The organism is Dyadobacter frigoris (assembly GCF_005280585.1).
In the GTDB taxonomy this organism is placed as follows: Bacteria; Bacteroidota; Bacteroidia; order Cytophagales; family Spirosomataceae; genus Dyadobacter; species Dyadobacter frigoris.
In genome coordinates, this window is record NZ_SZVO01000010.1 from 41092 (window position 1) to 65836 (window position 24745).

A 24745-nucleotide genomic window follows, 5' to 3' on the forward strand; every position below is an offset into this window, starting at 1 on the left:
TGAAAATAATCTGATTGAAATATTTAATATCTCATCCGGTCATTCAACAACTATCGTCATGGAACTACAATTACCAACCTATATATTAAGTGAAGGAATCTTCAACAACATGATACACCATGATGTTTATCAGTGTATTCTCTCCTTTCTGATAGCCTGTTTTTTGTCCATTATTTCGATTCCAATCATAATAAACCTTTCAAATCTTCTTCACCTTACTGCAAAACCTGGTTTCAGAAGTTCGCATGAGACGGAAACGCCAACTTTGGGTGGAATTGCTATCTTTGCTTCAACGTTAATATCTTACTTTCTTTGGCCGCATTCCGAAAACATTGTTGATTCCAATCTGATCAGCCTTTCCATGACCGGTGTAATCATTCTGTTTTTCCTGGGTCTTAAAGATGATATTCTGGCTCTTGATTCAACAAAAAAATTGCTTGTCCAGATTTGTGCATCACTGATTTTGGTGGCGATGGGAAATTTCAAAATCGATAACTTTTATGGCATTTTCGGGATTCACCATATTCCCTATTTTGTAAGTATTCCACTTACAGTTTTCGTATTTATTGCCATTATTAATGCCATTAACCTGATTGACGGGATTGACGGTCTGGCTGGCGGAATTAGTTTAATTGCCGGGATCGGTTTCGGGATCTGGTTTATTCTCAACAATCACTTCTCTTTTGGATGTCTGGCTTTTGCTATGTCAGGCTCTTTATTAGGGTTTTTGAGATTCAATTTCTCCAAAACAAGTAAAATTTTTATGGGTGACACCGGCTCGCTCATCATTGGATATTTACTATCAATATTTGCTGTCGAATTTTTATCACTTAATGTTAGCTACCAGAACGACAGCACTGCCTATTTCAATGCGCCAATCATTGTTATGGTTTTGTTGATCGTTCCGATTTTTGATACGCTTCGTGTATTTATTGTACGGATAGTAAAAGGTGGCTCGCCTTTTGTAGCCGATAGAAATCACATGCACCACATTCTGATTGATTCCGGCCTGAATCACTTCTGGGCCTCTTTTACGCTTTGGACGATTACCATTATTAATACAGCCTTATTCTTTACATTCCATGGGGATATTTCCAATACTGCTTCCCTGTACATTTATATCGGGATGTTTATCGCTTACATGGTCATTGCCTATTATTTAAAAAGAAGAGCTGTCACGATAAAGGAGAAAAAAAAATTCCTTAATCATCCATCCCTACATTAGAATAGTTAATAATTTAAAAATCAGACATTGACTTTTAGAGCAATATTACAACAAAGCCGCCCTGATATTCAGAGCGGCTTTGTTGTTAAGAATCATTTTATATCAAGGATTTGAATTACCCCAGGCAGGATTATATAGTTTTTTGTGAATCTGCATCAGTTTCGCCTCCGGCATTTTAATCACCTTGCGGTCGTAAGTCATTAAACCGTTCGTTTCAATTTCTACATCAGTTGTTTGTGTGTAAACTGCGGCAGATAATCCCCTTTTGATCAACGGCTCAAAGCTGTTAATAAAAGAATCATATTTGGCATATAATTCTTCACTATTTTTAAAGCTCTGGTATCCCCAGTTATTTTTTTGCTGCCAGGTATGTTCAGGAACAGGAAGTCCTAACCCACCAAATTCTCCCAGAACGATAACTTGTTTTGCACCAAACAAATCAGGGCGCGGCATTACCGGTGCCGGATAATGATGCAAATCCATAATATCTCCAACAGGGAAAAAGTTGCCACCGCTTGCGCTGTTAACCAACCGGCTTGGATCATATTTCATAGTCCACTCAGTTATTTCCGCGGTTTTAAATTGTCCCCAAGCTTCGTTAAACGGAACATATACCACAATGCATGGGAAATTGTAAGTTTCGTCCAGGATTTCTTTCCACTCCGTTCTGTAAATACTTTCTGATTCTGGTGTACGATTTTGCTCCGTTTCATTTCCTGTAATTCCAGGATTTGGTTCCCAGTGATTTCCAAGATCACCACTCGGCATATCCTGCCAAACCAGCATTCCCAGTTTGTCACAGTAATTGTACCAGGTCGCAGGTTCAACCTTTACATGTTTCCTTATCATGTTAAAACCCATTTCCTTTGTTTTAACAATATCAAATTTCAGCGCTTCGTCCGTTGGTGCGGTATACAGTCCGTCCGGCCACCAGCCCTGGTCCAGAGGTCCGTATTGAAATACGAATTTATTATTCAGCAACATTCTCTGAATACCGTTCTGATCCGGTTTCATAGAGATTTTGCGCATAGCGAAGTAACTTTTTACTTCATCCACAACTTTGCCTTTTCTTACTAACGACACTTTCAAATCATACAAAAAGGGAGTTTCAGGAGACCATAATTTCGGGCTCTTGATTGTTAAAACTCCGTCTTCTTCTGGTGAAACTTCTTTTTCAGCAACAGAATTACCATTGTCAAATGCCGTTATTTTTACTATATCACCGGGCTGTGCATTTTTAATAGCCGTTTTAATAACAACATTTTCCTTATCAATATCCGGTGTATTTCTGGTTGATCTTATATAAGTTAGCGGAACAGTTTCGAGCCAAACCGTTTGCCAGATTCCTGTAACAGGTGTATACCAGATACTATTCGGGTTTTTGATCTGTTTTCCCCTCGGTTGCGGCCCGTCAGAACTTGGATCCCAAACTCTTACGGAAATATCCTGACTATTTCCTTTCACCAGAAATGAAGTGATATCTATTGAAAAAGCGTCATATCCGCCTTTGTGCGCCCCTGCTTTCTGACCATTTACAAAAACGTCACATTCCCAATCCACAGCGCCAAAATGTAACAGTACATTTTCATTTTTTGTTTTTAAGGCAAAATTGACTTTGCGGTTGTACCACAAAACGCTGTCTTTTCCCACCGTTTTCCCAACCCCGGATAGAGCCGATTCAACAGCAAAAGGAACCAGAATATTTCCCTGAAAAGTTGCAGGTTTTGCCTCAGACGATACTTTTGGAACAATGGAATAATTCCACATGCCATTCAGATTAACCCATTTTTCACGAACCAATTGTGGTCGGGGATATTCTGGATGAGGATTAGCAGCGTTTACATTTTGTGCCCAGGGAGTTGATATTTTCCCTTCCACCATCTTCCAGGCTCCTGATTGCTGTGCGGTTGCAATTTGGAGGGACATCGCAGCTGTTAGTGCTATACTGGCAAATAATTTTTGCATTAAATCAAGAGGTTTAAATTATATATTCTTCAAACAAAGATAATAAACGGACTCCTCTACTGTCATGAGCGCAGTGCCCGGATTTGATATGGATCAACAAGCAAATATTAAAGGATGTTGAATGGCTTTTTTATTTATTGTTTCAAATTTTTACCTTGCAAATACTTGGTATTTCCAGGTACAAAATAATACGAATTAATGCATTTCATTCGTTGAAAAGCTATAATATGCTTTGCAACGCAAACCTGATTCCGAATGTCCGCTTTTTACAGAATAGTACTTTTACTTTGCCTTTGTAGTTCAGCCAGTTATGCCACCCATCTTCTTGGGGGTGAAATCAGAGCTGTAAATCTATCGGGCCAGACATATAGAATTACAGCACAAATTTATTTTGATGTCTCACCTCAGGGTTCAGGAGCCGGGGCGGCACAGGATGCTGTCATGATATGTTTTGGTGATGGAAATACTGCTCAGGTAAAGCGTACTAGTTTTGACGTATTATCAGGAGATCAAAACGGCGTTGCCGTTGGTACTTACGATGTTACGTATACCTACCCGTCTTCCGGCATTTTCCAGATTTCCACAAACATAGCTAACCGGACATCGAATTTACTGAATTTCTCAAATTCTGAATTTTCCGAGATGTTTTTGTGGACTGTGATCGACACTCAGGTTTCAAATTCAACTCCTGTGTTACCGCTTCCAATTTTTACTGCCGGATCAAAACAAATATTCAAGATCGATTTAAAATCTACTGTAACGGATTCTGACAGTACCACAGCACATTTACAAAAATTAAGCAAAACATCGCCGGGAACATGTGGTGTTCGCAGTCTGAACGATACATATATTTACCCTAACGACGTAAATAAAAAAGGGACCTTTTATGTTGACCAAACTGCTAAAAAATTAGTCTGGAATGCTCCTGATCTTTTAGGGAAATATATTTATGCCGTTGTGATCGATGAATGGAGAGATGGCATCAAAATATCTGAAACTTATCGGGAAGGCTTGATTACCGTGATCGATAAATCCGGGCCTACCGTTGAAATTCCTCCTTACGTACCCGTAAACGACTCTGGCCTGATTACTTCGTTACCAGATTCCGATAATTTGTCAATGGTTGTTGACGCATTCCCGGTTCCTACAGAAGATTTCCTTACGGTAAGTGTAAAAAGTGTAACCGCTACAACGCTTCGTGTTGAACTGATTAATATGAATGGGCAGATCGTTAAACAGATCAATACAACTGAAAACCTGATTCAATGGAGCCAGCAACTGGATTTACGTCAATTGGCCAAGGGATTGTACATAGTCCGTGTTACGGATCAACTTGGGAAATTTGTTACAAGAAAAATCGCCCGCTAACGTATAGACTTTGAAAATTTGCTAATTTGGCGATTTGCTAATTAAATTTCGTTAGCTTCATTGTATCTTTGCAGAAATAGGGAATTTTACTGCCAGACGGCTAATTGAAAAAGCTTTTATCCATATTACTTTTCGGACTTCTCATCTTTAATATGATGGGCTTTTCCGTATATAATCTGCTTGAAAAAGATGACAACGATGCCCTAAAATCTTCGTTATCTACTTGTGATCTGCTACTTAAAATTCCATTAACACTTCCTTATCTTAGTAATTGGGAAAGTACTTTGCCGTCAAATGAAGAACTGTTGAAAGGTAACGAATATTACAAAATTGTATCAAAACAAATTGTTAACGATACTTTGTATGTTCAATGTGAATTCAGCCAGACTTCAAGAGAGCGTTTTTGGAGTATGGTGTCAACATTTGAAGATCACGCCAAAACAAATTCTGATACTCATAAAGGAGCAACAGGATTAATTCTAAAAAATTTCCTTAAAGAATATATGGCTATCGGCCGTAAACATACATTTTATATTTTCGAATGGTCTACGCCTGCAACTTTTCAGTACAAGGCGCATTCTCCAATAATTCCGGAATCCAGCATTCCATCTCCCCCGCCCGATTTGCTCAGCTGATTATTTTCATGCAATCTTAATTTAAGAAGACCGATAGGTTTTGAGTACTACGTTGTACGATTAAAATTCGTGCATTCAGGTATTCTTTAACATTCTTTCGTGCATTGCACTCTGTTATCCAAAACAGAGACAAATAATTCTGTTCAAATTATCCTAATGAATTTTAAGCAAATTTATGCAGCTAAGAAACTCTACAACTATAAAATCAGTACCTTTTTTTAAGTTAAATTACTTACAATACGCGGTTCTGATCTTTTTTCTTTTTATCTGCCTGAGCTCTCATGCACAAAATTCTGCTATTACCGGGCGAATAATTGGTAGCAATGGTGTTGGTATTGAAGGCGTAAGTGTTAGAATTGAAGACACAAAAAAAGGCGCTGTTACCGATAAAGAAGGTTTTTTCAAAATCGAAAATACAGAGGTAAAGGAGTATATACTTCACATTACTTCCATTGGCTATTTTTCGCAAAAAGTAAAAGTGAAAAATTCCGGCAGTCAGCCGAATCATATTACTGTTACATTAAAAGAAGATATCAACAGCCTTGACGAAGTAGTAATTGAAGAAAAGAAAAACAGCATTCAGGTAGAAAGATTACCGGATGTGCATGATACCTACCTCATTGCCGGAACAAAAAATGAAGTGCTTCAGCTTGGTGGAATCAATGCCAACATTGCCGAAAAAACAGGACGCCAGATATTCGCAAAAATCCCGGGTGTATTTGTTTATGATATGGATGGCAGCGGAAACCAGATAAACATTTCCACCCGCGGTCTTGATCCGCACCGTTCTTGGGAGTACAATATTCGTCAGAATGGAGTGATTACCAATTCCGATATGTATGGATATCCGGCCAGCCATTACAGTCCTGCGATGGAATCTATTGAAAGAATAGAACTTGTTCATGGAACTGCCTCTTTGCAATACGGAGCACAATTTGGCGGGATGATTAATTATGTTTCAAAACAACCTGATACTACAAAAGCATTTACTTTCGAAACTATCAATTCTGCCGGCTCTTATGGTCTTTTCAGTTCTTACAATTCAATTAGCGGAAAAGTTGGCAAGCTGACTTATTCGGCGTATTATCAAAAAAGACATTCGGATGGTTATCGAAAAAATGCGAAGTCGGACGCTCAGTCTCAGTTCGCAAGTCTGTCTTATGAATTTACAAAAAATTTAAAAGTAAAGGCTGAATTCGGACGTTCGTCATACGTATATCAGATTCCTGGTCCGTTAACGGATGCCATGTTTGCGCAGGATCCTCGCCAGTCAACACGTTCGCGAAATTACTTTAATCCGGACATCTACATTCCATCTATCGTTCTTGACTGGAAAATAAGTCAATTTACAAAACTTCGCTGGACAAATTCAGGTGTGTACGGAAGCAGAAATAGTGTGTTGATTGACGCATTTGCCAATGTTCCGGACGTAGTTGACCCGGCAACAAGTCAATATAAACCACGTCAGGTTGATATTGATAACTTTAAAAGTTTTACCTCCGAGCTTCGTCTTGTTCATCAATATCACATCGGCGGCCTGAATAATTTTGTTTCCGGTGGCGTGCAGGTGATGAAAAATCACCTTCGTCGCCGTCAGTTAGGAAAAGGTACAACGGGCAGTGATTTTGATTTATCACTTACCAACCCGGTTTGGGGCAGAGATCTGCATTTGAAAACAAATAACATCGCTTTCTTTGTAGAAAACTTACTGTATATCACACCAAAATTGACGGTAACACCAGGATTCCGAGTGGAAAACGGAGCTACTAACATGACAGGTGCAATTACCTATTACCAGCCAGAAGCGCTTCCTAATAAAATAAAGCACCATTTTCCGCTTTTCGGAATCAGTTCGCAGTACAAGCTTGATGCAGACAGCAGGATTTATGCAGGATTTTCTCAGGCATACCGTCCAATTGTATTAAAAGACATTATCCCAGGTTCTATTTTGGAGCAGGTTGATAAAAATCTGAAAGACTCGAAAGGATATAATCTTGAAGCCGGAATCAATGGAAAAATAGGTAGCGCCTTTTCTTATGATGTAAGTGTTTTCCAGATGTTATATCAAAACAGAATGGGAACGCTGGCCACGAAAGATGCAGCGGGGAAAGATTATATACTTAGGACAAATACTGGAAACAGCATGACCAAAGGTGTGGAATTATATGCCGAGTACAAGCCGTTTTCCTTACAAGGCCAGAACGGAAATAAAACTGAATTCTCAATATTTACTTCAACATCCTATTTTGACGCTTATTACATTAAGGGAAGCTCAATATTGAACAATGATAATCTTAATACAAAAGGAAATAAACTTGAAGGCGTGCCTACCTGGATCACCAGAAATGGTTTGCAATTTGCATATAACACGTTTTTTGCAACTTTGCAGTACAGTTATGTAAGTTCGTTATATTCGGATGCCCTTAACACGGTGGAACCTTCTGCCAATGCTGCCAAAGGAAAAGTGCCGTCATATGGCCTGTGGGATTTTAATGGAACGCTAAAAATTGCGAAAAGATATAATTTGAAATTCGGGGTGAACAATGTCCTGAATAAAAGCTACTACACGAAACGCCCGACAATGTACCCGGGAGCGGGTATCTGGACTTCTGATGGAAGAAGTATTGTTGTTTCGTTAGGTATTAAAATCTGACCCGAAAAGTAATTTTCGGTGTCAGATTTTTTTCTTAGGTTAATTAATTCAGACAAACGGCTGGTCATTGACTGGTCGTTTTCTTTTTTTGGTAAAGGTGAATTTGCAAAATAATTACTTTATAATTCGGGAGATAATTAAGTTCTCTACTAATTCATAAAAATTACAAATTAATCTGTACTTATCAATGTTTTTAATAAGTGTGAATAATACAACTTTAATTCAAAATACTATTTTTCTGACTTTTGCATAATGCTATTTACAAGCTCCTTGTATGCATTATTGTAATGATGCCCACCTGGAACGGTTATGAAGCTTACTTCCGGATTCATAATTTCAGATTTAATTTCTGGCTCTTCCTCTGAGCCGTAAATACAAACAACTTTTAAATTTTTGATCTTATTCACCTCCGCAGATACATCGTATTGTCTTTTCCCACGCGGCAGACTTAGCATATCGGTAATATGTATTTCAAAATCTGCTTCGGTAGCAGGAGAAAGCATCGCTAGCAAGTTTACGCTTTCACGCATTGTTTTGTTCAGGTTGTTGTAGATAAAAGGAAACGCATCAGCACCAAAAGAATATCCGATCAGGATAACCTTGTCACGCTGCCATTTGCTTTTAAAAAAAGAAATAAGTTTTTCAACGTCTGCGGTGGTAGACGCCGGTGTCTTTTCATTCCAGAAATATTTTAAGGCATCCAGCGCCACTACCGGCATACCACTATCAGCTAATTCTTTGCAAAAAGCCTGATCAAAACTTGTATAACCACCATCACCTGTGATTAAAAAAACCATCGGTTTTTCTGGATTTGATGTTGACGAAATAGCATGAATTGGCAATTCTTTCAATTGGCTTTCATTGACTTCCTCGTTACTATTTTTTGTTTGCGTCTGTCTTTTTACATTAATTTCTGTGAAAGCCTCTTTCAATTGCGGCACCCAGTTTTTCTGAACTGAATAACCGTGACCTACTTTTTGAAGCGGTATCAGTTTGGCATTCGGAATTTGTTTTAAATAGCTGGCCGTGGTTTTAAAATCACAAACCTGATCTTGCATTCCCTGTAAAGCTACAAATGGCTCCTGCAAAGTAGTAATCGCCTCCAGATAAAATCCTTTTCCTTTCCCCAGTGGATGAGACTTTAATCCAGATCCTGTGCAAAGCTGCTTATCTATTTGAATATCAGGACAAAAACCCAAGGCAATAGCACCAGAAAATGTGTTTGCCGGAGACTGTGAAAGAATTCCATAAACCAGTGTCGCGCCGGAAGAATACCCGGCCAACAGCGGGCTGACATAATTTTTATAATGATATTGTTTTTGAATGAATTTACTCAGGTTTTCAAAATCAGCCGCCGGATAATAACATGCAGATTTCGTCTTTTGCAGGTTTTTCAAATAACTCCGAATGTCAATCCCCACCACCATGGCGTCCATAGCAACGAAATTAGCAGCCATGTCGATTACGCCCTGGTTCCAGCCACCGTCACCACTTATAAAAAGGACAAGTTGTTTCGGTGCAGTGCCCGACTGATATATTTTTAGTTTGCCAAAAACGCCATATTGTAAAGAATCTGAAACGTGTGCTTTTGCTGAAATCGAAACTATAAACAGCAGTAAAATCAATTTAAATCTCATAAATTCTATTTCATTTTTACAACCTTATTCAAAGCCGATGGAATTCTGATTAACGCGTAGGAGTCGTCGTAAATCAAATATTTACTTTTCCATTCCGGTGAAAATTTGCTTTTGTATTCGCGAAGAGATTTATAATATCCGAATTGCTTCACATTCTGATACGCAAATTTGATGGCTCTTTCCGTTATATCTTTATTTTCCTCAGCTCCTGAAAGCGGTACCATTCCTATATTCAAATAATCGAAATTTTGCGATTGAAAATATCTTATTATCTCGATCATCATCGCATCCAGTGTAGTTCCCGGCGCGTCTTTTGTCTTACGGATCAAATCATAGGTGCCTTCGCCCCGGACATAATCCGGAATAACATTCGCAAAACCTATGATTTTTTCATCTTCGTTTTCCAGCGTGATAATGGTTTGCTGTTTCAATTCATCTTTATCAAAAATCCCCTGCGAGAAAACCATCTCTGTATAACCCGTCGTCTCGATCCATTCATCGCTTACCGCTTTTAAACGCTGCAACACTCCATCCTTTACCGGAGCTGTATATATTTTAACATAAAATCCTTTGTTAGCAATATTTTTTACCGCATTTCGTAAAGACTTTTTGTCGCCTCCGTCCAATGAAAATGTTTTTAAATTCACAACAGCTTCCTGACCAATGATAAGAGAATTTTTACTTAACGAATGAAATACAGGCAATATGTCCTGGTCGCACCGGTAATACGTGCATTCCAAATCATTTTCTTTACAAAACTGATCGAATTCTTTGATAAGTGAACGCATATCATTTTCGTTGGCGCAAACCGGTTTTTCCAACACAACAGCAAAACCAATTCCTACGCGATAAGCAATGAAACCTTCGGTTTCCCTTCCAAAATACAAAAGCTTGTCATGATAGGTCTTGAAATAATCAAGTGAAGAATCTCCAAATCTGTCTACCAGGGCTTTTGCTTTCTCCCAGCTTTCTTCTTCCATTTCCGGTTTGAAGATCAAGGGACGAATACCAATATAAATCAAAAAAGCAATACAAAGGCCACCCAGAAAATTAAGCGAATACAAAAAGTCACGTCCGAAAATCGTTTGCGGATCCAGATCATTTCCGATCATAGCAAAGTATAACAGTGTATTTTTAACAGAAGCCGGAAATGAAAAATCAATATTGAAGTGAATTTTATCCAAAAAATAAAAACCTACAATTCCATAAACCAAAACGGCTCCGACAGCCACCAGAATTGTCCTTATACCAAATAATTGAAATCTTTTATTCCCTTTTCTAAAATATTGCTGTCTTGTGAAGAGTAAAACCAACACCACAAAAGCGGCAGTTAATGATTCTTCGTAATCAATCCCCTTGGTCAGATGACCGACAAGTGAAAGAAAGGATAATCCGACGGAAAGATAATACGCTGTCCGGTACCCTTTCAGTAGAAAAACGGACATAAAAATTAAAACAACGCCCGTGAGAAGAACGAAATAATTAGAAACCGCTATAAAGTTAATTGGAATAAATCCCTGCAATTCCTGGATACGTGAGGCGATTGACGGTGTTAAAACTGAAACGATATCTACAATTCCTAGAATTAAAATCAGAAATGCTGGCAGGATCCTTAATATCAGATTGTTCTTTTTGAACAAAAAAGTAAGCATTCCTGCGATTAAAGGCGCCCAGAATTCAAAGAAACGGTAAATCATGGTAACAGAAATTGCAGCTACACTGTCCATGCCGTATTGAACCAAAAGTACACTTAGCGAAAGTTCAATGGCACCGATTCCTCTTAGAAACGGAGAGAGGATCAGAAAAATAGTTGCTACAAGATAGCCCATGAAAGCGGCTTCGAACGGAGCTGTAACATGGATTGCAAAAAATGCAATATACAAATGAAGAATCCCGGCCAGATCAATGAGCACGGAAAAAAGCAGACAATTTACAATGGCAATGACAGAAAAACGCCCGTCGGACATTTGTTCCATCACAATTTCAAGATCAGGCTGATATTTTAAGAGAAAATTATAAAATCTGCCGCGATCAATAAAGGATTTAATGCCAAAGTAGAGAAGCAAAATCAGGATAAATAATCCGCCAAATGCGTATAATTCACTATTTGACGCCGATTTTTGAAACAACAACCAGATCACCGCCGGAATAGCTATAACAAAAACAGAAACAATTCCGCAAACAGCATATATGGAAGATGCAAGATGAATTTCAGTTTTGGTAACCCCCTTTCTTTCGGTTTTGGATGTAAAAAAAGCCAGGGAAGAAATTCCTCCGGCTGGCAAGAATACGCTGATAAAATTCCTTCTTAGAAATAATTCGGTCAGTGTCATCAGGTCGATGTTTTTTCCAAGTGCTTTGAAAGAAAACTGGTACATCATTCCTTGCAGAAATATATAACCAATCGTAACTAAAAGTCCGAGCAAAATATATACCGGAGAAGCAGATTGTATTAAAACATAAACTTTCCTAACCTCTGCTTCTTCATGTCTGACAAACCAGACGGCCATTAAAATGCAGATAACGGCGATTAAGCCTCTTGAAATTATTTTTTTATTTTCTGTTACAAAATTGAGGCCTGACCTAAACGTATCTGACACTTTTTCCATAGAACGAGCGTAACTTAATATCGGGGGGAGAAATAGAAATTTACTTATAATTATCCCAATAGCCAGAAATACTTTTCAAACCGGGTTCATAACTACTCGTTGCTGATATCAACCGCCGTTATTTTTTCCTTAAACAGCTGACTACGAAGAAGCATTTCTTTAATCATATTCAAATGCGTAAAGGTGATCATATGACCCGCATTGTTAAGAAAAATATATTGAGACCTCTTGCTTTTAATATTTTTCCTGGCAAAATCAAGATTGGAAGGATCAGCAATCCAGTCGTTGCCCCCCTGAATGACGGTTGTAGGAACGTGAAGATTCTGCCAAACGGGTAGCAACTTTTTCAGCTCATCTGAATGAGAATATTTTTCAGCAGTGGCCGTATTGAAATCTCCCGGTAAAAAAAGCTGAACCAGTGAATTTCTTCCCCACTTTGAAAACCAGTAGAATTTTTCCTTGTCGGGATCAATAACCGGAGAAACCATGATCAGTTCTTTTACTTTTTCAGGTACAAGTGAAACCATTTTTGCTGCAATCGGAGCTCCGTAAGAACGGCCCAAAACGATTACCTTCTGATCGGAATGATTGAGTGTAAATACTGGTAGTAAAGCCCGCGCTTGTGTTTCAATTGAAGTAACATATTTACGCTTTTTTTTCATTTTCAGGCGAGATTTCCCATAACCAACCCTGTCAACTGAAACAATATGAAAATGATTTTGCAGGTCCTGGTCATCCATTAGATTCATATAACCCCATAAAGAACCCGGCGCTCCGTGAATCAGAAGCAGCATCGGAAGTGTGTCATTACCCACGCTCGCTATACAAAGTGAAAGGGTATCATTTTTAATGATCTGTATTTCCGGACGGATATCTTTTTTAGCATAATGCCGCCGAACCTGCTTTTCAGAAATAAGATATCTGGAAAAACAAGATGTAAGGGCAAACGCCAGCAATATTATTATAAAAAAGGACTGAAATTTTTTAACACGTAACATAAGTTTCCTGATTACTCCAAGAATTTATAACTTCACAACTCATATTCTATATACGATAGAATGTAGACAAAAAACACATTTACCCCAAGAATTTTAAAAGAATTAACTAAAATATAATCTTTCGGCAGCTTTTTGTGTTTCTCCTATATCAATACAAAAACAGTGCCGTTTCCGATAAAAGAATTACAAAAAAATAAGGAATAATGAACAACCACCAGCAGGAATTATTTTTTCAAAAACTAAATGAACAAAATACTACTTTTCAATACAAACTACCATCCAGGCACGACGCAGGTCTTTTTATTCAGAAATTAATCAATTTTCTGTTTCCTATTAGTCAGGATTGTCAGCAAAATGATAAGGCAAAAGATTTGCAGGGAGCATTTCTCGAACTCAGAAATCGCCTGGATTGTATGCTGGCTCCGTTAACTCCGCAGCTGGGAAGAAGCCGGGAAGAAATTCTGGATTCCGTTTTTGACCGTATTCCGGAAGTGTATGAGATGCTTTTGAAAGATGCGAGATCCATTACAGAAAATGATCCGGCGTCGGTTAGTATTGAAGAAGTAATTGCGCTTTATCCCGGTTTTACCGCGATTGCGACCTATCGTATTGCGCATAGTTTTGCACAGGAAGGCATTCCGTTATTACCACGAATGCTGACAGAATTTGCCCATAGCCAAACTGGCATTGATATTCACCCAAATGCGGAAATCGGTCATTCCTTTTTTATAGACCACGGAACGGGAATTGTTATCGGAGAAACCACGATTATTGGTAATCATGTAAAACTGTATCAGGGCGTTACCCTCGGCGCTACACATGTTTCCAAGTCACTGGCGTCAAAGAAAAGACATCCAACGATTGAAGATAATGTGGTTGTTTATGCCAATGCCACTATTTTAGGCGGAGAGACCGTCATTGGACACGATTCTATTATTGGCGGGAATGCCTGGCTGGTTCGCAGCGTACCTCCATATTCCCAGGTTTATCACCAAAGCAAAATAGAAGTACGCCAGACCAGTTCTGCTGCTACATAATACTTTTTATAAACCTTCTGACACCCTCCATGTAGATCGGTTCCGCCTGAGCGAAAGCGTAACGTGGTTGGGTTGTCATTGTAATTGATATAAATCCATAAGTAAGGCACCACCATTCGTAGTAGGTCTTGGTCACCATTTCTCCCGATTTCGGGCGTAAAATGGCTATCATTTCCCAAACAGGATTATCGCGGATATTCATGGCATGGGAATAAACCCGTTTAGAATCGCAATACGCACCTTCCAGATTAAACATAACCTGAAAAATTTCCGGGTTTTCTACGGAAAAAACCCAAATACACCTTGCAACTTCTGAAAGTTGTTTTTCAGGATTTCTGAAATGACTTTTTATTTTGACAAATTCGGCCTGAAGAAAATCAAAACCTTCAACCCGTATCGCTTCCAGTAATTTATCTTTACTTTCGAAGTATTCATATAAAATAGGCGGGCTATATTCAATAACCTCAGCGATTTTTCGAATCGAAACGGCAGTCCACCCATCCTCCCGGGCAATTTCCTTAGCTGTTTTCACGATATCGGACCGAACCTGATTTCTCAGTCGTTCTCTTCGCTCTACTATTCCCATATTGAGTATTCTTGTTTATTGATTGAGAGACAGTGACATACTTTCAAATATAGTCATATAGTTTTTACATCTCAAGGGGATTTTACCCTGTTAAGTTGAAAAACCCGGATACTTTGAAAGTAATTTTTAAAAAATAATAGCCTGATGAATTCAGAAACGGCTATCTAAGATTATACGTTGGAGGGTAATATTTTTTTATAAATTTAAAATAAATTATTCAGATTTACGAATACTAATATTTCTTTCAAGGCGCTCAGTCAGACGATAATTGGCTTCCTGTGCACGCACTTTGGGCACGGTGGCATCGTAAGGAATTCTCAGATTATTCTGGTACAAATCCAGGCGAACCGCTTTCTGGTTATCATTGACATAGTTTTTCAAAACCTGCCGCATCTGGCCTTTCAAAACTTCATCCAGAATTGGAAAGCAAACATCAATTCGCCGGTGCAGATTTCGATATGTCCAGTCACAGGATGAAAGATAAATCTCGTCATTACCACGATTTCCAAAATGAAAAATACGCGTATTTTCCATGTAACGATCCACGTGCCGGCTAACGGTAATATTGTCACTAATCGAAGGCAGACCAGGAATTACGCCGCAACTTTCACTGACGATGACATGAACCATCACACCGGCTTTACTGGCCTGATATAGTTTGTCAATCAGTGTATGATCCTGAATCTGGTTAAGCTTAATGGTAATAAAGGATTTTAAACCAGCATTGGAATTTTTTATTTCCCTGTCCATCAGGTCTACGAGTTTCTTTTGAATTGTAAATTGCGTTACCTGTAAAAAATTGAAAGGCAGGTACTTATATTTTTTGGGTTCGTCCTGTGTGTACAGATATCCAAATAATAATTCAAGTTCGTTCGTCAGTTCCCGGTGACTGGTAAGCAACGCGTGGTCAACGAACTCCCGGCTTGTCAAACGATAAAAGCCGCCGGTACCCAGAAATGCATACCTCTCCCACCCTTTTTGCACACGTCGTTTTATTAACGCCATTTTTGCATGTACTTTCAGTCCGGGAATGCTGAAAATAATTTTGACACCGGCATCCCTCATTTTCCTGGACCACTGCATATTTTCCTGAATATCCAGCTTTGTGTTCAGTTCCACATAGGTTACTACCTTTTTGCCGTTTCTGGAAGCGCTTATTAGAGAATTAAGGATAAAGGAATTTGCACTTATTTTGTAAAGAGAAACGTGGATTTCCTTAACATAAGGATCTATGGCTGCTTCATTAAAAAAACGTACAATCGGATTGTAGGAATGATAGGGTAAATGAAGTAACTGATCTCCACGTTGAATGGATTCAAAAACAGATTCAGTTTCTTCAAACTCACTATTGAGAACGGGCCTTTGATAGGGATAATCCAATTTTTTAGAGAACGCCGGGAATGTCAGCAAATCCTGCATGTACAGATAATCACCCCGTTCATGAAACTCGTTCATGAGCATACCCGCCCGGTTGGACAAATATTCCCTGATGTACAATGGCATACCCGACTCGTAAAAGAACTGAAGTGGCTGTACAAAATTTCTTTTTTCCAGTTGTTTGATAATCCGCTGAGCCATTATCATCGGATATTCATCTTCAATGGTAAGTTCTGTTTCCTTCTCAGCCCTTAATGTGTAAGAATCGATGATTTCATATCCCGGAAAAAGTACAGGTAAATTCTCACGGATTATATCTTCAAGAAACGCAACATATTTTTTTCCTTCGTATTCAGGCATTTCTATAAACCGGCCAAATGGCTCCGTCGGAATATTTACAACAGCATACCAGTCTTCATCCTGATCTTCTTTAAAAACAAGATGGACGATGAGATAAAGCTCTTTTGATTCGAAAAAGGAAATTTTGGAATTTCTGCGTCCATCCAGAAAAACCGGTTGCAGGTATCTGAATAACTTGTCAATAAAAAACTTTCTTACAAATGATAAGTGTTCAGCGGCAAAAGATTCTTTATAATAAAGATGTACACCCTGATCATTCAATGAGGGCAGAATTCGCGAAACCAGGATCTCGTTAAATTCCCTGAGCTGATTATCTACCGTTTCATAAACATGCTCTAAAAGCGACTCAGGATATACATTTAATTTTGTTCTGATATCCTTGCTAACCTCTCCCATTGCCAGAAGATTGGGAATACGTACCCTGAAAAACTCTTCAATCTGATACGAATATTGGCCCATAAATTTCAATCTTTCACGAACGGGAACGGTATCATCATCCGCTTCCAGGAGAAGTCTGAAATTATTAGAGAGCCAGCTTAAATTCGTATCAAAATAGGGGTAGGAAACGTCAATCATTTAACAAACTAAAAAGGATTCAAATTATGCAACAGGATTATGAAGTTGGGAGGGCGGGAGAATTGGATTGTCACTCGAAATATAACAATGTATTGAAAACATTCAATGTTAAACAATTAATATTTTACCTGAAACTTCCCCTTCTTTTTCAGGAGGACTTTCATTACAACAACAAAAGGCCTGAAAGACTCAGACAAGTCTTTCAGGCCTTCCCAATTTTCATTTATTACTTTCCCCAAACATCGGGTTGTACACGCCACTGGCTCAGGCTTTCGACCTGTTCCATGGTAATATATTCGTGTTCAAGGGCCGAAGCTATCAAAGCGTTATAATTACTGATAACACTTAGTTTGACATCTTTTTCTTCAAAATTATTAGCAGCAAGCTGAAAATCGTAAGTGAAAATTGCAACCATTCCTGCCACTTCAATACCCGCGGCCCGCAAAACATCCACTACTTTTAAAGAACTTCCGCCTGTTGAGATCAAATCTTCTACGATCACCACAGACTGCCCTTTTTCAAGGCGTCCTTCAATCTGATTGCCCATTCCGTGTTTCTTAGGCTCCGGACGAACGTAGGCGAAGGGAAGTTCAAGAATATCGGCCACTAAGGCTCCCTGAGCAATTCCGCCCGTGGCTACGCCAACGATCGCATCAACATCAGGATATTCAGACCTGATCAGATCCGCCAATGCTTTTTTAATAAATGTTCTTGTATCCGGATAAGATAAAGCAACACGGTTATCACAATAGATCGGTGATAACCAGCCTGAACTCCACTGAAAAGGTTTGTCCGGGCTCAATTTAATAGCCTGTGCTTCTAAAAGTAATTCTGCAACTCTGCGGGATATTTCGGTTTCTTCTGCCATTTTATTCTTTTGAATCGTCCTTCTTATTATTAGTAACCAATAACTTATCTATTCTGCTTTTATCCATATCAATCACCTCAAAATCAAAGTGTTTCCATTTAAATGTCTCACCTGTTTTGGGGATATTTTCAAGTACATGAAGTACAAATCCTCCCAGCGTATTAAAACCTACAAATTCCTTACGTTCAGATTCCTGCATGTTGAGATCAAAATACTGGATAAAATCATCAAAAGGTAACTGTGCATCAATCAGATAACTTCCATCTTCTCTTTGAACAATTTCAGAATCATCTTCATCTTCTTCTGAAATATTTCCTACCAAAGCATCCATGATATCGTGCATCGTCACAACGCCCAATAAACCGCCGTATTCGTCTACAATAATCCCGAAATAAACTTTCTGCTCCTTGAATTTTTCAAGTGCCTGATAAGCTCTGTTGCTTTCCGGAAGATAAACCGGATCTTTTAATATTTCTGTCAGATCAGCCAATTGCACTTCCAGATCCGTTGCCAGCAAATCTTTAATATAGATCAACCCCACAACATCATCAACAGTATCCCTGCAAACCGGATAAACAGAATGCCTCGATTCCAGGACTTTGGCTTTGTTTTCTTCAACTGTATCTTCAACATCAAGCCAGACAATTTCCTGGCGATTTGTCATAAGTGACGTTATTTTTCTATCGCCTAATTGAAAAACATTATGAACGATTTCCTGTTCAATTTCTTCAAAAACACCCCCCGTAGTTCCTTCCTGGATCAAACTCTTGATTTCCTCTTCCGTAACAGAATTTTCACTTTGTTTGATATTAAGCAAACGAATGATCAAATCGCTGGAAAAACCTAATAACGAAATAAATGGAGCTGTGGCTACGGAAATTATATTCATGGGTCTTGCCATGAATTTTGATATCGCCTCCGGATTGGCCATACCTATTCTTTTAGGAACCAGCTCACCCAGAACAAGTGAAAGATAAGTTATAACGACCAATACAGTACCCACAGCCAATGTATGGCTATACGGCAACAAAACCGGAACAGTCGCGATCATTTTCTCGAAATCAGACGTGATGTTGTCACCACTATACATACCCGTCAAAAGTCCGATCAACGTAATACCTATCTGAACTGTTGAAAGAAACCTCGTTGGAGAGTTGGCTAAATTTAAAGCTGCTTTGGCACTCGAATCTCCATTGCGGGCGGCGGCCTCTAGGCGGGATTTTCTGGAGGATACAAGTGCTATCTCAGACATGGAAAAAATACCATTGAGAAGCACTAAAAGTAAAATTATAAGGAGTTCCAAGAAATTATTATTTATTATTACTGCAAATTTATCAATAATAATCACTGTCTAAACTAAACTCTTTACTTAATTTTGCTGATCGACATCCGTACCCACATCAAATGATTATTTTTTTCGACGACCGTCCCTTCCGAATTGTACGGACAAATGAATTAACTGCGGCAGAAACTTCTGACTTTGACCATATCGTCGATCTCAGACTAGAGAAGCTGCAAAAGAGTATGTTTACCGGGCATGTACTTTTCCTGAATGCAACATCAACTACTGCTGTTCAGGCAATTAACATACTGGAAAAAGAACTTCCAAAAGAAATGTTATCCGTTACCCTGGCTACCCGTGAGAAGGCAGATGTGGAAGATAAGGTTAAAAGTTTGTATAAAGTCATCAAAGCTTCAGGTGGTGTTGTTGTTAAAGGAGACAAGTGGCTTTTCATGTTTCGGCGCAAAAAATGGGATTTACCAAAAGGGAAATTAGATAAGGGAGAAAACTCCAAAAAAGCTGCTGTCCGTGAAATTGAGGAAGAAACGGGTGTAAAAGCGTTGGTGCGGGATAAAATATGTACAACCTGGCATACGTATACCATGAACAACAGCCGGATTTTGAAAAGAACCAAATGGTATCTTTTCGACTGTCTGGACGACTCCAATATGCAGCCTCAGGCGGAGGAGCAAATTGAAAAACTGGAATGGTATTCGCCGACAGAAGCAAAATCAATTCTGATCAATTCATTCAGTTCAATACGTTACGTAATTGACAGTTTAAAGAAAATTCAAAATCTTAAGGAACAATAGTTGAAAACTGAGGTATGGATTTTTATACCTCAGTTTTCATCATTCATTAGTCCGAAATTCCATGTTCAAGGGTACCAAATTATACAGCATTTTTACCAACACCTGTCCCAAATGTCAGACAGGTGCTTTCTTTAAAACTAACAATCCCTATAATTTAAAGAAGTTTGACAAACTCAATGACAAATGTGCGTATTGTAAAGAGTCATTTACAAGAGAACCGGGATTTTATATTGGCTCCATGTATGTCAGTTACGCACTTTCTGTGGCGCTTATGGTTTCCGTTTTTGTAGGTTTTGTTGTAATCCTGGATTATGATATGAATTACGTACTTGCAGGACTTCTAATTTCCTACGTCATTCTCATTCCGGTTATGTTCAGGCTTGCCCGACTTATCTGGATCAATATTTTTGTAAAATATGATCCTGCGAAATCCAAAATTGCGAAAGAAATAAAGGCTTCTGAAAAAGCATAATATCCAAATCTCGCAAAAAGCCCCTGATAGAATAAGTTTAAAACTTACTTCATCAGGGACTTTTTAATATCGAAACAATAAATATTTAACTCTTTTTCTCTCTCAGCTTATTGAGTTCCGACAGCGAATACGGGAGAAAATCATCTACCGCTTGTCCGTACCTGTGAAGATCTCTGATAATACTGGAACTGATTGGTGCCAGATTGGGGGATGTAATTAAAAACACAGTTTCAATTTCTTCATATACAAAACGATTGACCTGTGCAATACCATTTTCATATTCAAAATCGGTAGTATTTCTAAGTCCCCTCAACAAAAACTTCGCTCCTATTTCCCTTGCAACACGCGCTGTAAGATCGTTGTAAGTAATTACACTGACATTTTTTTCTTTTTCAAAAGTCCTTTCGATCAGCTCCTTCATGACGTCCAAAGGAAAGTAGCGTTGTTTGCTGGAATTGTTTCCAATACCTACAACAACCTCGTCAAAAAGCCTTAAGCCACGTAATATGATATCTTCATGACCCTTTGTAAAAGGATCAAAAGATCCGGGAAATAGCGCTATTCGCTTCATACATTCAAATAAAAAAGAAAAATGTTTCTGAATTCAGATGCGATAATACTGAAATAAGCAGGACTAAACATTATATCATGCAATCTTAATTATTTTCTAACTTAGAATTGCAGCCGGATTTCAGGAAGACACCAAATAGGTATTGAACAGTCCGAAGTAACGATGCCCCGGAATATCTCCGCAATGGGTACTGTAACGCAGCGTTGTCGGGCCGGTACCAATTTGAATATTAGGAAAGAAACGCCCAAGTTCAATATAATTATCCGCCAAAAGACTTACTTCGCCATAACACAAAACCTTCATTTCTTCCGGAGAAAAATTCAGCTCATTTAAAGCAAATAAAATGATATAAGCCAGTTCCTGAGGCTGTGAAAATTTAAAACGATTGCACAAAATCAACTGTTCACTTTCCGTAACAACAAGCGTAAAATATCCTTTTTCCAAAAATACGGAAACGACTTTAATCTCCTGATGTTCTGCATGGCTTACCAATGCACCAATTATTAATGGGCTGGTAAGATGATAAAATGACAGATCGGACGATTCAAAATGCGTGACCATCCAGTTGTACCAAACCTTTGGAATGCTGAAAACATTATTGGCATGTACAAGCGGCAATTCATGATAAAGAACTCTTTCATCATCATTTACAGGATGTCCAAGGGCAAACTCAAGATAACTCGGCGCCGAATCTTTTTCAAATATCAGGCTCGGTATTAAACTGAATGCATGAGAATTGATTGCAATTCTTACATTTTTCCAATGATTTGAAGACCAGAGTAAATGCCCGGTGAAGATTTTTTTCAATCTGTCAAAAACCTCTTCCTGACTTAAAACAACGTCAAAATTATAATCTTCCAGCCAGATGCATTCCATTTTCTCATCCCTGACGATACAAAAACGTATACGCCTGTCATCCACTTCAATGCATAACGTACAAAACGGTATTGCATCTGCATCAAATGAATTATCCCCCACCAAAAGGGTAGGAATTACTTCAATTGCCTGGTTTTCAATTTGTGCCACAATATAATGTTAAAGTATTTGTAATATAAATAACGCTAAGCTTAATCATCTCCAAGATAACCCCGGAGAGCCATAACATCTTCTATGCTATCACAATTTCGGAATAAACTGTGAACATGATTCGCGGGAAGCTGCTTAATTTCTTCCATCGACGTAAAACGTACTTCACGGATAATCTGATTTGCTTCGGAAAATTCCGGATCCGAACCCGTTATAATTGAACCTGAAAAAGCTTTAATTTGAAAGAAAAGCTCAATGGCGTGTAAAGGAGGCTGAATAAATTCATTTACGAAAAGCATTTCACCTGCTTCCACTATCAAACCAGTCTCTTCAAGAAATTCCCTTTTTAAAGTCTCCGGTGCACTTTCTCCAAATTGCATACCACCTCCCGGCGGGCTCCAGAAGATATTTTCATCTCCTACAAACCGATGCCGGACCAATAGAATCCGTGCGTCCGCTATGCAAATTCCGCATACTCGTATGCGTAGCCGGCTTCCGTATAATCCAATTAATTCGTTTTTTTCCGCGTCCAATACTCATGTTTTAGGAAGGGAACAAAGATAGCCAACCTGCCAAAAATGACAAGTTATTCCTTTTATTTGATACAAAAAATCTCTGTTAGTCCTAACAACTGACTAACAGAGATTTAGAAAAGACTTTATTTGATCGCTCGAAAATATCAGGCGTAAGGTGTCCCCGAAATATATCCCTCCAAAGATCTGATATGGGCCTTTTGTTCGCGGATTATAGCAGACACGATATCATTTATAGAGATAATACCCACAAGTTCCCCTTTTCGGTTTACCGGAAGGTGTCGAATATGCTTGTCGGACATAATTTGCATACAATCCTCAATTTTTTGATCCGTTTCAACCGTTATAACACGGGTTGTCATAACGTCCTGAACCAGCGTATCACGTGATGCACGTCCTAAAAGAATAACCTTCCTTGCATAGTCACGTTCAGAAAATATTCCGATCAGTTCCCCGTCTTCAAGAACCAGTACAGCACCGATGTTTTTTTCGGCCATCAGCTCTAAGGCGTGGAAAACAGTTGTCTCTTTTGTGATAGAGAAAATAGCGTCAATAGACTTTTTGGCGAGCACTTGGTATACTTGCATAGACGTTCCGGTTATGGTTTATGGATAAACTCGAAAACTAATATATGAAATACTATGAAAAAGTCCAATTAAATCAAGGTTTATTTTTGTTACTGAGTGTCGACTTTGATAATTGAATTTCATCCAGTAGTTTCGTATCCATGGAATCAGGCCAATTATTACCTTCGCAAAGTTTAGTTAAAAAATTTCCTTTCAGGCCAACAAAAGGCCAGCTTCGCTTCTTTGCGAAAACGGATGATTTTTTAATTGAAGAAAGTGGCCTGGAACGTTACCGCGACTGTTTTTTGCTAAAAGGATACGCGGGTACCGGAAAAACGACAATTATCAGCACGTTAATAAAAGTGCTGAAAAATTATGGCTACAAATCCGTTTTGCTGGCTCCTACCGGTCGTGCAGCTAAAGTGATGTCGAACTATTCCGAGAAAATCGCACTGACAATTCATAAGAAAATATACAAGCAAACTTCCGATGCTTTTTCAGGAAACCTGACTTTTCAAAGGCAAAAAAATTATCATGACAATACGCTTTTCATAGTTGATGAGGCGTCGATGATCAGTGATGATGCCGAATTTGGCAACAGAAGTTTGCTTGCTGATCTGATTGAATTTGTTTTTGAAAATCCCGGAAATAAATTGATGCTGATTGGTGATGTGGCTCAGCTTCCGCCGGTTGGTAAAGAATTGAGCCCGGCGCTGGATAGGCTTTATCTTGAAAAAAATTTCTATATGTCTGTTTTTGAGGAAGAACTGACAGAAGTAATGCGCCAGGATGAACAATCAGGGATATTATTTAATGCAACAGAACTGCGCGACCAGTTACGGGAGGAAAAACCAACTGTCAATATAATTACCAAATCTTACCGCGACACTTTCCGGATGACGGGTGAAAAACTCGAAGAAGGTTTGCGTTATGCGTTTGATAAATACGGACAGGAAAATACGATTATTCTAACGCGCTCGAATAAATCGGCCGTACAGTATAATGAATACATTCGCAGGTCAATTAATTTTTCGGAGGAAGAACTGGACGCGGGTGACCGGCTAATGGTTGTCAGGAATAATTATTCAGTTTTAGACGAAGATTCACCAGCCGGTTTTATAGCAAACGGCGATTTCGTAGAGTTATTAAAAATCAAGAAAACACAGGAAATCCACGGTTTCCGGTTTGCCGATGTGGTTTTAAGATTAACGGATTATGAAAAACAGCCTGAATTTGATGCCAAAATAATGCTGGATACACTTCATTCCGCCTCGCCTTCCCTATCTTCTGAGGATAATAGAAAGTTGTACGACAGCGTTCTGGCGGATTATTTTTATATCACATCAAAAAAAGAAAGATCAGAAGCTTTGCGGAAAGATCCTTATCTGAACGCCTTGCAGGTTAAATTTTCTTACGCGCTTACCTGTCACAAAGCACAAGGTGGCCAGTGGAGTGCCGTTTTTATCGACCAGGGATATTTGCCGGAGGAACAGATCAATAATGAATTTATTCGCTGGTTATACACCGCAATAACACGTGCTACGGATGAAGTTTTTTTGATGAACTTTCATTCTTATTTTTTCAAATAA

At 38.7% G+C, this 24745-nt stretch carries 20 protein-coding genes; 8 read left to right on the forward strand and 12 right to left on the reverse strand.

The window, feature by feature from the left end:
* Window positions 1-58: 58 nt before the first annotated feature.
* The gene (locus tag FDK13_RS20645) at window positions 59-1225 is read left to right on the forward strand and encodes an MraY family glycosyltransferase (protein ID WP_137341913.1); all 1167 of its coding nucleotides are present in this window, start codon (window positions 59-61) and stop codon (window positions 1223-1225) included.
* A 102-nt stretch (window positions 1226-1327) separates the two neighbouring features.
* Here FDK13_RS20645 and FDK13_RS20650 read toward each other — a convergent pair whose 3' ends face one another.
* Window positions 1328-3190 (reverse strand): glycoside hydrolase family 2 protein, encoded by a 1863-nt coding sequence (locus FDK13_RS20650; protein WP_137341914.1) that lies wholly within the window; start codon window positions 3188-3190, stop codon window positions 1328-1330.
* 255 nt (window positions 3191-3445) lie between these two features.
* Here FDK13_RS20650 and FDK13_RS20655 point away from each other — a divergent pair, with 255 nt between their 5' ends.
* The 3 genes from FDK13_RS20655 (at window position 3446) to FDK13_RS20665 (ending at window position 7846) form a co-directional block, all read left to right on the forward strand.
* Window positions 3446-4558 (forward strand): T9SS type A sorting domain-containing protein, encoded by a 1113-nt coding sequence (locus FDK13_RS20655; protein ID WP_137341915.1) that lies wholly within the window; start codon window positions 3446-3448, stop codon window positions 4556-4558.
* A gap of 152 nt (window positions 4559-4710) precedes the next feature.
* On the forward strand, window positions 4711-5193 hold the full coding sequence (locus FDK13_RS20660) for a hypothetical protein (RefSeq protein ID WP_170982867.1): 483 nt from the start codon (window positions 4711-4713) through the stop codon (window positions 5191-5193).
* 175 nt (window positions 5194-5368) lie between these two features.
* Window positions 5369-7846 carry a TonB-dependent receptor gene (locus FDK13_RS20665; RefSeq protein ID WP_137341917.1) on the forward strand — a complete coding sequence of 826 codons (2478 nt, stop codon included), beginning with the start codon at window positions 5369-5371 and terminating at the stop codon, window positions 7844-7846.
* A 230-nt stretch (window positions 7847-8076) separates the two neighbouring features.
* Here the strand turns inward: FDK13_RS20665 and FDK13_RS20670 are convergent, their stop codons facing one another.
* The 3 genes from FDK13_RS20670 to FDK13_RS20680 form a co-directional block, all read right to left on the reverse strand.
* On the reverse strand, window positions 8077-9483 hold the full coding sequence (locus tag FDK13_RS20670; RefSeq protein ID WP_137341918.1) for an AcvB/VirJ family lysyl-phosphatidylglycerol hydrolase: 1407 nt from the start codon (window positions 9481-9483) through the stop codon (window positions 8077-8079).
* Window positions 9484-9488: 5 nt separating this feature from the next.
* The gene (locus tag FDK13_RS20675; protein ID WP_137341919.1) at window positions 9489-12092 is read right to left on the reverse strand and encodes a phosphatidylglycerol lysyltransferase domain-containing protein; all 2604 of its coding nucleotides are present in this window, start codon (window positions 12090-12092) and stop codon (window positions 9489-9491) included.
* 92 nt (window positions 12093-12184) lie between these two features.
* Window positions 12185-13090: an alpha/beta fold hydrolase gene (locus tag FDK13_RS20680; RefSeq protein ID WP_137341920.1), complete on the reverse strand. Its 906-nt coding sequence runs from the start codon at window positions 13088-13090 to the stop codon at window positions 12185-12187.
* Between the two features lie 203 nt (window positions 13091-13293).
* Between FDK13_RS20680 and epsC the strand changes: the two genes are divergently transcribed.
* A complete protein-coding gene (epsC, locus tag FDK13_RS20685; protein WP_137341921.1) occupies window positions 13294-14127 on the forward strand; it encodes a serine O-acetyltransferase EpsC in 834 nt (277 codons plus the stop codon).
* Here epsC and FDK13_RS20690 read toward each other — a convergent pair.
* From FDK13_RS20690 to FDK13_RS20705, 4 genes are all read right to left on the reverse strand, one after another.
* Window positions 14120-14713 (reverse strand): TetR/AcrR family transcriptional regulator, encoded by a 594-nt coding sequence (locus FDK13_RS20690; RefSeq protein ID WP_137341922.1) that lies wholly within the window; start codon window positions 14711-14713, stop codon window positions 14120-14122. The two genes, epsC and FDK13_RS20690, sit on opposite strands and share 8 nt — an antisense overlap.
* A gap of 213 nt (window positions 14714-14926) precedes the next feature.
* A complete protein-coding gene (gene ppk1, locus FDK13_RS20695; protein WP_137341923.1) occupies window positions 14927-17026 on the reverse strand; it encodes a polyphosphate kinase 1 in 2100 nt (699 codons plus the stop codon).
* Window positions 17027-17252: 226 nt separating this feature from the next.
* A complete protein-coding gene (gene pyrE, locus FDK13_RS20700) occupies window positions 17253-17894 on the reverse strand; it encodes an orotate phosphoribosyltransferase (RefSeq protein WP_137341924.1) in 642 nt (213 codons plus the stop codon).
* Between the two features lies 1 nt (window position 17895).
* Complete coding sequence (locus FDK13_RS20705; protein ID WP_445438712.1) at window positions 17896-19242, reverse strand: hemolysin family protein; 1347 nt, start codon at window positions 19240-19242, stop codon at window positions 17896-17898.
* A gap of 56 nt (window positions 19243-19298) precedes the next feature.
* On the opposite strand from FDK13_RS20705, the gene FDK13_RS20710 reads away from it, so the two are divergent.
* Both FDK13_RS20710 and FDK13_RS20715 read left to right on the forward strand, forming a co-directional pair.
* Entirely contained in the window at window positions 19299-19988 is a 690-nt protein-coding gene (locus FDK13_RS20710) for an NUDIX hydrolase (RefSeq protein ID WP_137341926.1), read from the forward strand.
* Window positions 19989-20049: 61 nt separating this feature from the next.
* On the forward strand, window positions 20050-20460 hold the full coding sequence (locus tag FDK13_RS20715; protein WP_137341927.1) for a DUF983 domain-containing protein: 411 nt from the start codon (window positions 20050-20052) through the stop codon (window positions 20458-20460).
* An 85-nt stretch (window positions 20461-20545) separates the two neighbouring features.
* Here FDK13_RS20715 and coaD read toward each other — a convergent pair whose 3' ends face one another.
* The 4 genes from coaD to FDK13_RS20735 form a co-directional block, all read right to left on the reverse strand.
* Window positions 20546-21031, reverse strand: coding sequence for a pantetheine-phosphate adenylyltransferase (gene coaD / locus FDK13_RS20720; protein ID WP_137341928.1), 486 nt, complete (start codon window positions 21029-21031; stop codon window positions 20546-20548).
* Between the two features lie 120 nt (window positions 21032-21151).
* On the reverse strand, window positions 21152-22057 hold the full coding sequence (locus FDK13_RS20725; protein ID WP_137341929.1) for a DUF3822 family protein: 906 nt from the start codon (window positions 22055-22057) through the stop codon (window positions 21152-21154).
* Between the two features lie 41 nt (window positions 22058-22098).
* Window positions 22099-22590 carry an NUDIX domain-containing protein gene (locus FDK13_RS20730; protein ID WP_137341930.1) on the reverse strand — a complete coding sequence of 164 codons (492 nt, stop codon included), beginning with the start codon at window positions 22588-22590 and terminating at the stop codon, window positions 22099-22101.
* Between the two features lie 146 nt (window positions 22591-22736).
* Window positions 22737-23177 (reverse strand): CBS domain-containing protein, encoded by a 441-nt coding sequence (locus FDK13_RS20735; protein WP_137341931.1) that lies wholly within the window; start codon window positions 23175-23177, stop codon window positions 22737-22739.
* A gap of 140 nt (window positions 23178-23317) precedes the next feature.
* On the opposite strand from FDK13_RS20735, the gene FDK13_RS20740 reads away from it, so the two are divergent.
* Window positions 23318-24745 (forward strand): ATP-dependent DNA helicase, encoded by a 1428-nt coding sequence (locus tag FDK13_RS20740; protein ID WP_137341932.1) that lies wholly within the window; start codon window positions 23318-23320, stop codon window positions 24743-24745.

What these genes read in the sequence shown, in the direction of transcription:
- FDK13_RS20645 (WP_137341913.1), top strand. Translation starts at nt 59, where the DNA reads ATGGAACTACAATTACCAACCTATATATTAAGTGAAGGAATCTTCAAC.
- FDK13_RS20650 (WP_137341914.1), bottom strand. Translation starts at nt 3,190, where the DNA reads ATGCAAAAATTATTTGCCAGTATAGCACTAACAGCTGCGATGTCCCTC.
- FDK13_RS20655 (WP_137341915.1), top strand. Translation starts at nt 3,446, where the DNA reads ATGTCCGCTTTTTACAGAATAGTACTTTTACTTTGCCTTTGTAGTTCA.
- FDK13_RS20660 (WP_170982867.1), top strand. Translation starts at nt 4,711, where the DNA reads ATGATGGGCTTTTCCGTATATAATCTGCTTGAAAAAGATGACAACGAT.
- FDK13_RS20665 (WP_137341917.1), top strand. Translation starts at nt 5,369, where the DNA reads ATGCAGCTAAGAAACTCTACAACTATAAAATCAGTACCTTTTTTTAAG.
- FDK13_RS20670 (WP_137341918.1), bottom strand. Translation starts at nt 9,483, where the DNA reads ATGAGATTTAAATTGATTTTACTGCTGTTTATAGTTTCGATTTCAGCA.
- FDK13_RS20675 (WP_137341919.1), bottom strand. Translation starts at nt 12,092, where the DNA reads ATGGAAAAAGTGTCAGATACGTTTAGGTCAGGCCTCAATTTTGTAACA.
- FDK13_RS20680 (WP_137341920.1), bottom strand. Translation starts at nt 13,090, where the DNA reads ATGTTACGTGTTAAAAAATTTCAGTCCTTTTTTATAATAATATTGCTG.
- epsC (WP_137341921.1), top strand. Translation starts at nt 13,294, where the DNA reads ATGAACAACCACCAGCAGGAATTATTTTTTCAAAAACTAAATGAACAA.
- FDK13_RS20690 (WP_137341922.1), bottom strand. Translation starts at nt 14,713, where the DNA reads ATGGGAATAGTAGAGCGAAGAGAACGACTGAGAAATCAGGTTCGGTCC.
- ppk1 (WP_137341923.1), bottom strand. Translation starts at nt 17,026, where the DNA reads ATGATTGACGTTTCCTACCCCTATTTTGATACGAATTTAAGCTGGCTC.
- pyrE (WP_137341924.1), bottom strand. Translation starts at nt 17,894, where the DNA reads ATGGCAGAAGAAACCGAAATATCCCGCAGAGTTGCAGAATTACTTTTA.
- FDK13_RS20710 (WP_137341926.1), top strand. Translation starts at nt 19,299, where the DNA reads ATGATTATTTTTTTCGACGACCGTCCCTTCCGAATTGTACGGACAAAT.
- FDK13_RS20715 (WP_137341927.1), top strand. Translation starts at nt 20,050, where the DNA reads ATGTTCAAGGGTACCAAATTATACAGCATTTTTACCAACACCTGTCCC.
- coaD (WP_137341928.1), bottom strand. Translation starts at nt 21,031, where the DNA reads ATGAAGCGAATAGCGCTATTTCCCGGATCTTTTGATCCTTTTACAAAG.
- FDK13_RS20735 (WP_137341931.1), bottom strand. Translation starts at nt 23,177, where the DNA reads ATGCAAGTATACCAAGTGCTCGCCAAAAAGTCTATTGACGCTATTTTC.
- FDK13_RS20740 (WP_137341932.1), top strand. Translation starts at nt 23,318, where the DNA reads ATGGAATCAGGCCAATTATTACCTTCGCAAAGTTTAGTTAAAAAATTT.